Source organism: Desulfatiglans anilini DSM 4660, from assembly GCF_000422285.1.
In the GTDB taxonomy this organism is placed as follows: Bacteria; Desulfobacterota; DSM-4660; order Desulfatiglandales; family Desulfatiglandaceae; genus Desulfatiglans; species Desulfatiglans anilini.
Window position 1 is genome coordinate 1 of record NZ_AULM01000065.1, and the last position, 10,583, is coordinate 10,583.

The following is a 10,583-nucleotide window of genomic DNA, read 5'->3' on the forward strand; positions in this document are numbered from 1 at the left end:
ATAGACCGCTGTCGATCGAAGATCTTTTCGGCCTCGTTGTCTTTGAATGATCTTATCATACAGGCAGATTATACCATTTAGCGTTTAACGTCAAACAGTCTTCACATCCCAATGCTGAACTGGCGGGGCGGCGTGGTCCTCACCGCCCCGCCAGGGGGTATATTCTGGCAACGCCGCAAAAACGATCAGGCCACCGCCGACGGACGCGATGACCTGCCAACCCTTGCATTGGAACAGCTACATCAACGGCTCGAGACAATCCCTCAAGTCAATGGCATTCGGATTCAAGTAGGACTCAATGATGCTTTCGATCTGCTGTTTCAGTTCTTCTGGGACATCGGACAACTCTTTATAGGATTTCTTGATCATTCTTCTGGTTGTCCGTTCGAGCCCGCCTTTGATTCGTTTGTCTTGCGACAGCAGATAGAGAAAAACGATCACAGCGGTGTGTTCATCGGCACCAGCATCCACCATGCTCTTCATTGCATTGACAAGGCCTTTCGGCATGCCTTCTTTTTCGAATCGAATCAGGGATATGATCTTCTCAAAAGGAGCGGTTGGGTCCATTTGGATCCCGTTGATACAAGCAATCAGTCCATCGAATTGTCTTCGTTCGCTTTCGAGATAGCCCATGAAGGTGGAGCAGCATAGCCGTTTAGAAGACATTTCCACTTTGGAAATCGACAATCTTTCCGCGTTAAACCTCAATTCGAATCTCTCGTTCATCAATACCGAACCTGACGCTCCCCAACCGGCCGCGAGCATCTGGGGGGTCTTTCGGAGGACCGGCAGATCCAAGGCCTTTCGCCCCTCGGCCCTCACATCGACAGCCAGGCAGTTCGTAAAGGGGGACATCAATTGATACTTCACACCGAGGTCTGCAATATCCCGGGGATCCTTCATCGTCTTCATCCTGCATGCCGCGGCCATGCGCGCCATCGTTCCAGCCCCCTCGTCCGGTGGCTGCGTTTGGAGGCCGGCCTGGAGCGCCACTTTCTGAACCCACGCCGCGCCGTTTTCCAGCACGGCCTGCAGCTCGACCATGCCGTCGGGTCTTTCGTCGAAGGTGCCGAAGACATGCAGCGTATCCCCCTCGTAGATGGCCGGGATCGCTTCGGAAAAAATTTCGGTCGGTTCGCTGGGCCAGCGGATTTGCACCTTCACCGCCCTGGGCGAATAGATCCTCTTGAAATGCCGCACGATCTTTTCCACCATCTCCTCCCGCGGGGAAACCAGCTCACAGGCCCCGCCCGTGGCGTCGGCCAGGCTCTGAACGAAGGCCTCTGAGACGGAGCTGCCCACCCCGACGGTGAAAAACCGGAAGCCGGACCCGGCCGCCATGGCCGTCACCTTTTCCCATTCCCACACCTCACCGTCCGTAATCAGCAGCGCCTCCTTCGAGAGCGTCGAGGAGGCTGCGCTCCTCACGGCGGCCGCGACGGCCTGCCCGATTTCGGTCCCCCCCATGTCCGCATCCAGCACCTCCAGGAGGGCCCTCGCCTTTTTCAGGTTGGCGGCCTCGGCTGCAACGGGCGCGGAAAACAGCTTTCGGTGGGAATTCCCGAACCGGATGACGTTGAACCGGTCCTCGGGTCGCAGCAGACCGAGGATTTCACAGAGCGCCCTGCGGGCCTGGGCGATGGAGTCTCCCGCCATGGAGCCGGAGCAATCGACGATGATCGTAATGCACCTGGGCGCGGGCCTGGATGGCGCAGGGAACCTGGGGCAGAAAGACGCCAAGGCTACGTAGCCCTCCCCGTCTCGCTCGACGTGCGCCATACTCTTTTTATCGGTTTCCATGGAAAGGTTCAGGACAAAATCCCGATCCATCAGCGCCTGCCTTTTTGCAAGGGAAACAACCGTCTTTCCAAAGCGGCGCTGTGACGCGATGTGGTGGGAAGGGCTTTCAATCAACGCTCCAGCCAGCGCACCGCAGACCGACACCGTGATGCTGAAGGGGTTTTCATGCATCAGATCGTAGTCCGGGCTCTGGTGCGGTTGAAGACCGAGGATTTCGGGATCGCCGTATCTCGGCGCAACGGTCGTCGGCAGAAAAAACCTCAGGGAGTTCTCACGCCATTTGAGAAGTTCGGCATACGTGATCGACAGATCGATGCATTCTTCAGGCTGCAGGTTGCCCACGTTCATCGTGTACAGACCGGGGTCGATCTGCTCCAGCATGATCGCGGTGTCACCGTCGGTTATGGCGTCCTCATACCGGTCTTCAGCTTCGGTCTTTTCAACCACGACGCCTTTGAACGCCTTGGTGCCGGTTTTGATCGTCATGTCGAGCAGCACAGCCCCAAGGGGAAGCGGAAAGGTGTAAACGGCTTCGATGTTGACCTTTTCCAGATTGCGGTAGGTTTGCCTGATGGTCACTTTGCACAGAAGGTTTTCGATTTCGGCCTCTATCTTCACCGACTGAAGTGCGACCCTTCCCTCCCCGACAGGCGTCAAATCAGGCGCGGTCATCGCTCTGTTCATACTACGATTTCTCCTCTCTTATCTTTCCAGCCACCTTCATGACGTCCCGGAACAGGGCGCGGACCTGTCCCGGGCTCAATCCAGCCCGCGTGGGTTCGATGTGCAGCTCGATGCCGTCGCTCACATTCAGATGGCTCCAGACTTCGACGGCCCCCTTTTTTCGGGGCGGCGGCGGTGGAAGCGGCTGACCACCGGGGGCGCCCCCCTTTCCATCGGCCAGAATCTCCTGGATGCGATCGAGCGACACCCCGGCCCTCTTCCACTTGCGGATCGCCAGCAGCTGCTCCAGGTGCGCGTGCGTGTAGTAGGCCCCCTTTCCTACGCCTTCGGGCCGGTCCACCAGGCCCTTCTGGATGTAGTATCGGACCGTGCGCCTGTCCATCTCCACCAGGGCGCACATCTCGTCGATCGTGAATTTTCTGACGTCATTTTTCATGACACTTATACTATACACTTTTAGTGTCATGATCAAGAAAAAAAGATGGCGCATTTTTCGACAGATCAGGTCCAGGGGCGGAATTTTCAGAGGCCATTGCAGGTTGCGGAAACTCCAGGGGAAAGATGCCGCCGAAGACCTGCCTGAAGTGGATAGCGACAGGACACCCCCTATAAAAAGGCTGGGAGGGCACGAGACAGCAGGGGCGATGATATTCTCCGCTCCACCATCACGGATCCAGGGGTAATCGAAGAGTTTGGAAAAGACGGCTCGCTGAAGCAGCCGGGGGAGGGTCGATCTTCCCTCGAAGCGCTAAACCCCGTATTTCCGATAGATCCGGTGCCGGAAGGCGTGGGTCACCTTGACCAGACCGTCGGCGCCGCGCTCTTCTTCAACCTCCCTGTCCGTGGTGGAATAGACCGGGACCAGTCCTTTCTCGAAGGCGAAGCCCGCCATCAGGTAGCACGCACCGAAGTCCCCCTGGATGAGGACGAAATCCCCGGAGCGGGACTCCTCCTCGAGCCATCTTCGGACCGGTTCGAGAAACGCGCCGATCTCAGGCAGATCCGGAGGGATGTCCCCCCACACCTGCTTCAATCCGGCCGGGAGATCCATGATCCTTCCAACCCCGAGGCTTTTCGACGCGTCCTCGCGCTGCGCCTCTGTAATCTGATGGTTGAACAGAAGAAAAAGGGTCCGCTCGGTCATTTTCTCATCTCCCTTGGTCGGTATCACTCCTGGAAACCACCCGGCATGACGGGAAGTGTATTCTGTCAACGCGTCATTTCATAAGCAAGGCTTTTTGAACTGGATGGCGGGAAAACCTCCGAACCGGGTAAACCTTTTGCACCGCAACGACACAAAAACGTGCAGGCCACCGCCGGCGGACGCGGTGACCTGCCAACCGTGCATTGAAACGGCTACATCAACGGAGCCAAACAGTTTCTCCATTCCACAGGCACATCGTCCAACTGGATGATGGCCAGGCCTCTGGAATCGTCAAGGCTGATTTTTTCGGCTGCAGGGGCCAGGTTCAGGTTCACCGTCTCCGGAGAAAGCGTCCACATGGCGCCCGACAGCGGATCGACAATCAGCCACCCGATCAGCCCCCCGAAGATGAAATTGCCTCCGACGTACCATCCATTCGGCCCGCTGACGACCTGCACCGTCTGGGTCTCGTGGCCTTCCTTTGAGATTGAAACGGTGTAATCCTTTCCACCGAAATAGGTCCCGTCCGCCTTCTGGAGCACCACGGTCGTCGGGGTCTGCCCTTTGAAGACCTGCTGACCTGTTTCGTCCGTAACACAGACCTCGGCACCCTCGGGTGAACTGTTGATACTCAAGAGTTGGGTCTTGTCGCCTACGATCGTAGCGCAGCCGACCAGCCCAAGCACTCCCAACACCATTGTCCCGATGATCCAACGCATACCTCTTTCCTCCTTTTGATTGTTAAGAAATCCCGCCTCGGCCGGAGGAACCTCCGGTTCGTGGCCGCGCTGCGGAAAACCACGCGACCTCTGCGCCATCCTCCACCTGACAGTGCTGAACGGCGGGGAAGCGGGAATTTTCAAAACAAATGCCTTGAGGGATGAAAGCAATCCGCCATTCACGGCAAGTGCGGCCTTGTGCGTGAGGGCCAAGACCGGCCGGTTCTGCTTGATCTCCGGCAGCTGTCTCGCGGCCAGATTTTGGATCGAGTGGTTGTTGGAAACGTCTTCTGACTGCTTGACCGTATCCATCCGGAAATGATTTCGCGGTAGGACTCAGTTTCCAATCCGGAAATGATTTCCACGTAGAACCCGGTTTTCGATCCGGAAATGAGGATTTTTGGCCAATATCAAGGAAATCAAGCGTTTGCACGGAGGCGATCTGCAGCTCGCCGCACAATCAAACGTGCAGATGGACGCCGGGATCGGCCAAAAAGACCATTTCCGGATGGAATCTATGAGAGCTTCATCGCCACGACAAAGGATAAAGGCTGAATCCGCGGTGGCTGGGGACTGTTGAGCAGGGATTGCGGGCTGGAGAGGAGAGCGGGTGTATACTGGCAACACGGGCTCCGACACCCGAGATTTTTTGCATCGGATCATTGTTTTTGGCGTATAAATGCGCTATAGACTGCCGAGCATTGCACAGTTCCGAAGAGCACAGGGATGGTGAGATTCAATGGCGAAGGCCGGGTCTAATCAAGGATTTGCCGCACGCCTCTGGGGTGAGGCCCCAAAACAGCCGCCGCTCGACTGGCGCCGCCTGGGGGCATCCATCAGACGCCTGCCTTCGCCCTACTGGGAAGAGCGGATGTTTTTCCACGGGGCGGATGACCGGAAGCTCAGAGACGCGACCGGAGGTTTTCCCGCCACCTTCCGCAGGGACAAAAAGACCCATCCGCTCTTCGTCCTGAAGCGGCTCGCCAATTTCGGCTTCCAGGTCTGCCCATGCACCTCCCTCCCATCGAGTCCCTTCTATATTGAGAAAGGATGCCTCCTCGAACCGGGCGAATATGCCATGGAGCGCACCTCCTACATCATGGAGAGGTTCCGCTTCGGCCTGCCACGCTCGGGAAACGTGGACTTCACTTTGCGCTTCATGGGTGTCGTGCCTGAATCGTGCCTGAGGAGAAGCCCCTGATGGACACGTCGAGCTGGGAGGCATGGATCGACAGCCCGGGCTGCTTTGCGGTCCTGGAGCGCTGCGCGGCCACCGTTTCCCGCAAGATAAAGGCCCTGAACCTCTCCAGCCGCCAGTGGCCGTACGAAGACAATCGGGAGCTTGCGGCAGAGATCTGGGCCTTCCTGAAGGAGAAGAAGGAGTGCAGCCTGCCGCCCGATTTGCTCCGCCTGCTTCAGGACGCTGACTGGAGCCGTTTTGCCGGCTATCTCGGCACCTTGTTCCTCAACCACGCCCTCGACCGCTTGCGCACCCGGGAAATGAGCCCTTGGCACGCCCTGTACAGGCGCGTGCGCCAGGCCCTCTCCAACGCGGACGGCATCCATTACAAGGCCGGACGGGGGGCGGCCTTCTATTCCTGGGAATCGGGAGACGAGCGGCCCGTCATCCCGCCCATCCACGACCTCTCCATGGACGAGACCGACTGGGCGATGGACCCCGCCGACGCGGTCAAACAGGCGAATCTCGCCGCCCTCTCGAAGTCATTCGAGCGCCTCCTCGTCGAGCGCACAGGCATCCACGGCTGGGTCCCCGTCCGCTCGTTCGTGAGCTTTCTCGGCGAGCTTTTTCCTGCACTCCTCGAATCCTACCGGGAGGTGCCGCTGCCCGACGGCGATGCGCCCGGACCCGGCGGGCCCTACCTCGCACCGCCTTCCGACCCCGGCCCGACCGCCGAGGAGGCGGCCGCGCTCGCCGAACTCGCCCCTCTGGCCCAACGGTTCGTGAAGGCGATCGACGACCGGAAACGCGCCGTCTTGCATCTCAAATACGGCATGGACCTCTCCCTGGAGGAGATGGCCCGCCGGCTGGGGTACAAAGGCCCAAGCGGCCCCCTATATCAATTGAACCTCGCGGAAGACGCCCTCCGCGGCTTCTGCAGCCTGTGGCCCGGGCTCTCACCGGAGGATCTGGACGAACATCTTTTCGGAGAATTCGTGGCGCGGGTGCTCGAACTTTGCAAATCCGCCTTCGAAGGCCGTTCAGACTCCATGAAAGAAGACGAAACGGAGCCCTTCGATGAATGACCCTGCTTCCATCCGCATGAAGATTGCCTGGCAGAACCTCTTTTCGCTGCGCACCTGTCCGCCGGACCGCATTCTCTTTTCGGCGGACCGCGATCCCCTTCTGGAGCGCCACATTGAGGCCTGCCCCTTTTGCGCGGAGCGCCTTTCAGCCGCTGAGGAATGGAGCGCATGGGAGACCCTCGGCAGCCGGCTGGCGGAAGCTTCGCCTGCAGCCGAGCATGGAGCCCCCGCCCCCGGCGAGATCCGGGAGGTGAAGGCGACCCTCGGCGGCTGGGGCCCTTCGAACCGGTACTACAATCCGCCGATGGTGTTCATCCTGGACATCGAGGCCTCGCCCGAACCCTGTGCGCGCGTCGCGCAGGTCTGCGGCGATGCAGCGCTCATGGGTCCTGACGACGCAGCGCTCCCGGAGGACAAAGGTTTCGTGGAGTGTTGGAATACCTATGCGCTGGCCCTTGAGGACATCGGGCGACGCTGGGGGCAGGCGCCTCCCGAAATCCTTTCAGCCGTTCAGGATGCGGCCGTCCAGGCGCCCCAGCCGGTTCCCGAGCACTCCATCCTTTTTTTCTTCCGCCAGCTCGAACTCGAGCTGGCGGGGTACCTTGCGGCCAAGAGCGTCGAGCGGCTCCTGTCGAAGCAGAAATCCCCCGCCCACCCAGCGATGCCGCCCGCCGGCCTCGCCCTGCGCGCCTTCCTTCAGGAGGCCTACCCCGGCGCCGAACTGCCGGAGCATGCGGCAGACGATTACGAACTGCTGGCCTTCAGCCGTTTTCCCGACCTGGAAACGCCTCTGGCGGCCGACGACAAGGGGGGCTGGGACAGGGCGAACTGCATCTGCCTCACCACGGAAGGGTTTGAGGTCCAGGCCGTGCCCTTTCAGGTGGACCTTCTAAGCCAGTCTTCTACCGGCCTTCTCGTGGCCGGGAAAATCCGGCAGACAAGCTGTCTGCCTCAAACCATCCACGCGTGGTGGGAAAGGCCCGGCGCTGACCCGCTGCCGGCCGCCGAGCATGAACTCGACCGGGGCAAAGCCCTTTTTCGGATCGTTTTCAGAGGCCTCAGGGAAACCGAGGTCCGAAACGGCACCCTGGTCCTTCTTCTGGTGGGCGATGCGGTATAACCCGAACAGCTGGGATCTACAGGGACTCCACGACTATTCCGCGGACTGGGACATCCGCGATCGGCGGGACAACCTTCTCCATCCTCATCCGGGGATCTGGCCGGAGGACGACGGCCGCTTGTCCGATCTGCTCAAAAAGATCCTCCAACGGATCGGCGCGGACGAACCCTTTCGCAGGCTTTTCTGCCTCAGCTGCCTCGCCGCAGCGATCCTCGCCCCGGAAAGACGCCGCCCGGAGCTGACCAGCGCCCTCTCGGCCCACACCTCCCCTGCCGCCCTCGGATTGCCCTTCCTCGATTGGGACCATTTCCGTGTCTGGAGATGGGCGGGGATCCCGCTGGTGCTTTCCCGGCCGCAGGAAAACGCGGGCGAGGTGCGCTGGGCGATGGTCGGGTTCGGCGAAAAACCTGCCGGTGCCCGCATGCCCCTTTGGGCAAGCAGCCGCATGGATGCGACGGCCTGCCGGGCGGTTGAAACCGCGGCCGCCCTCGCCGCGCAAAAACAACCCGAAGGACATTTCTTCTTCTGGCCGGTGCTCGATCCCTGGGGAAGCAGCGTCGTCCTCCACGGGTCGTCGCTCGGACTGGCCGTCTACCTCGGCTTCCGCTCGGCCCAGGAAGGCTTCCCCGTCCCGGCCCTCGCGGCAACGGGCGGCCTCAGCCAGCGAGGCGACATCCTACCGGTCGAAGGCATCCTTCAAAAATGCGATGCCGCCCATGAACACCGGCTGGCCGGCATCCTTTGCCCCGCCCAAACCCACGCGGCCAGCCTTGTCAACATCGGCCGCTTCGAGTGTCTTCGCGTAGGCGACCTCGAAACCGCCGAGATCCTCTGGCGCTTTCACGCCCCGGGCACCGGGTCCGATGCGTCGGCGTTTTTGTCCCCACACCTGGAAACGACCTGGATCATCGACCACTTGGAAAGCGTCCCGACCAAGCTTCTTTCCTGGCTGGAGGCCGATCGGCGCATCATTTCCCTCCGCCTGCCTGAAATCGTCGGCGACCCCTCCATCGCCAAGCGATTCGTCAGGGCGATCGAGGCGCTGCTGGACCCGCCGGACTGGTCCAAGCACCGGGCCCAGTTCCTTCTCGACCTGGTCACGCCAGAACTGGTCGACACCCTGGGGCGCCATGCCCCCGGCCTGGCGTTCCGGCTGTGCAAGGCCCAGGTGGCCTGCGCCAACCACTGCGGGGCCGCGGGGAAGGCCGCCTTCTGGTTGAAAGCCGCCCAGTCTTTCCAGGAAGCAGCCGTCCACATGACCGACGGCGAGAGTCTGATCCTCCAGCACGCCTGCCATCGGATCGGGCAGGCCCACAACCGCTTCGAGTTCGACCCCCGGCTGGCCGAACACCTCCCGGAGGACACCCGCGCGCTGATCGAGCGCATGGAAGGCATCTTCGCCGAAAGGCGCCGATACGACCCCCTGGCCGTCAATCATGACCTCGGAAGCTTCTACGGCACAATGGCCCAGAATGCCGCTTTCTGCGGACCGGAGCACCTGCCTGCCTTCGAAGGCTGGATCTCGAAGGCCCTCGACGCCTTCGGCGCCGGTCTGGTTCAGGAAGAAGCGCACACCCACTGGCTGAGAGATGTCTCCTATAAGGTATACGCCTACCTCGATGCGGGGCTCCTCAAAAGCGCCCGGACAGCCCTTCTCACCTATCTGAAAACCTCCACACCCGATACGTGCAACCCGCGTTCGAACCCTTACCGGCACGCCGCCCTGATGCGCTGGCTGGCGGACACCGAGGAGCCAGCCCCCGCGTATCTCGCATGGGCGTACAAGCAGATCGGGAAGACTGCCCCCCAACATCCTTGGCAGCTCTGGCACTACAACCTCGGCCGCACGTCCGACGACACGTCCGTGAAGGAGCAGGCCTGGATGCAATCCCTGCAGCTCTGCAAAACGCAAGGGGAAGAGACCCTCAACGTCATGGGGCTCCTCCCCCTCGCCGCCCTGCACGCTCATCGGCTGGGGGACCCCCGCACGCTCCAGCGCGAAACAGGGCGCATCCGCTCCCTGCTCGATGGCCCCCATCTCAGCCGCAGACACTTCGCCTGCCTGCTCGACACCCACAGATGGGAAAAACTCCTCGAGACCGTCATCGACCAACAGGCCGCCCTTTTCCCGTTTGCCTACCGCTGAGATAGGGCCCAGACCTCGGGTTACCCTTCCTCGACTGGGACCATTACCATGCGTGGAGGTGGGCGGGGATCCCGATGGTGCTCGCCCGCCCGCCGGAGCGCTCCTGCGAGGTGCGCTAGGCGATGGTCGGCTTCGGCGAAAAACCGGCCGGCCCCACATGCCTTGCAGGGCGAGTTTCGATGGGCGTCTGAGGAGGGTTAGATTGGTGAAAAAGGAACCGGGCCCGGCATGCCTTTGTGGGTCCGCAACCGCATGGATGCGACGGTCTGGGGCAGAGCCTTTTCAGGCCGAATCGAAAAGGCTCTTGACGCATACCCTGACAAAACCAGACAAAAGATTACGGGTTGCGAGTTTTGCCCTGTAGAACCCCGTTTCCAATCCGGAAATGAGGATTTTTTGCCAATATCAAGCAAACGTGTAGATTGACGCCGAGATTGGCAAAAAAGACCATTTCCGGTTAGAAGCTGGCTATCCAATAGCAGCCATTGGGGTGATTTCTTTTTCAATCTTGTCTTCGAGCAGATCTTCCGCGACATCGAGTTCATAATCCATTTGTAGGCCAAGCCAAAACTGAGGAGACATGCCGAAATATCGTGAAAGCCTCAAAGCTGTGTCTGCAGTCACACGTCGCTTCCCCAAAACGATCTCGTTGATTCGGCGTGCTGGAACGCAAAGAGCCATGGCAAGCTTATTTTGACTCAGCCC

The 10,583-nt window shown here is 60.4% G+C and carries 10 protein-coding genes; 5 read left to right on the plus strand and 5 right to left on the minus strand.

What is annotated here, in order from left to right:
• Window positions 1-237 precede the first annotated feature (237 nt).
• From H567_RS26290 to H567_RS0120275, 4 genes are all read right to left on the minus strand, one after another.
• Complete coding sequence (locus H567_RS26290; RefSeq protein ID WP_051185164.1) at window positions 238-2,484, minus strand: VIT domain-containing protein; 2,247 nt, start codon at window positions 2,482-2,484, stop codon at window positions 238-240.
• A gap of 1 nt (window position 2,485) precedes the next feature.
• Window positions 2,486-2,920 (minus strand): MerR family transcriptional regulator, encoded by a 435-nt coding sequence (locus H567_RS0120265; protein WP_028322790.1) that lies wholly within the window; start codon window positions 2,918-2,920, stop codon window positions 2,486-2,488.
• Between the two features lie 312 nt (window positions 2,921-3,232).
• Entirely contained in the window at window positions 3,233-3,628 is a 396-nt protein-coding gene (csx20, locus tag H567_RS0120270; protein ID WP_028322791.1) for a CRISPR-associated protein Csx20, read from the minus strand.
• Between the two features lie 212 nt (window positions 3,629-3,840).
• On the minus strand, window positions 3,841-4,347 hold the full coding sequence (locus H567_RS0120275) for a PEGA domain-containing protein (RefSeq protein ID WP_028322792.1): 507 nt from the start codon (window positions 4,345-4,347) through the stop codon (window positions 3,841-3,843).
• Window positions 4,348-4,747: 400 nt separating this feature from the next.
• Between H567_RS0120275 and H567_RS0120280 the strand changes: the two genes are divergently transcribed.
• From H567_RS0120280 to H567_RS0120300, 5 genes are all read left to right on the plus strand, one after another.
• Complete coding sequence (locus H567_RS0120280; RefSeq protein ID WP_028322793.1) at window positions 4,748-4,927, plus strand: hypothetical protein; 180 nt, start codon at window positions 4,748-4,750, stop codon at window positions 4,925-4,927.
• A 159-nt stretch (window positions 4,928-5,086) separates the two neighbouring features.
• On the plus strand, window positions 5,087-5,548 hold the full coding sequence (locus tag H567_RS26295; protein WP_035255492.1) for a hypothetical protein: 462 nt from the start codon (window positions 5,087-5,089) through the stop codon (window positions 5,546-5,548).
• Window positions 5,548-6,612, plus strand: coding sequence for an RNA polymerase sigma factor sigma-70 region 4 domain-containing protein (locus tag H567_RS0120290; RefSeq protein WP_028322795.1), 1,065 nt, complete (start codon window positions 5,548-5,550; stop codon window positions 6,610-6,612). The genes H567_RS26295 and H567_RS0120290 overlap by 1 nt, the downstream gene beginning before the upstream one ends.
• Window positions 6,605-7,732, plus strand: coding sequence for a hypothetical protein (locus tag H567_RS0120295; RefSeq protein WP_028322796.1), 1,128 nt, complete (start codon window positions 6,605-6,607; stop codon window positions 7,730-7,732). The genes H567_RS0120290 and H567_RS0120295 overlap by 8 nt, the downstream gene beginning before the upstream one ends.
• A complete protein-coding gene (locus tag H567_RS0120300; RefSeq protein WP_028322797.1) occupies window positions 7,722-9,878 on the plus strand; it encodes a hypothetical protein in 2,157 nt (718 codons plus the stop codon). Before H567_RS0120295 ends, H567_RS0120300 begins: the two co-directional genes overlap by 11 nt.
• Before the next feature lie 468 nt (window positions 9,879-10,346).
• Here the strand turns inward: H567_RS0120300 and H567_RS0120305 are convergent, their stop codons facing one another.
• Window positions 10,347-10,580, minus strand: a complete 234-nt coding sequence (locus tag H567_RS0120305) for a HigA family addiction module antitoxin (RefSeq protein WP_353743106.1) — start codon at window positions 10,578-10,580, stop codon at window positions 10,347-10,349.
• Between the last annotated feature and the right edge of the window lie 3 nt (window positions 10,581-10,583).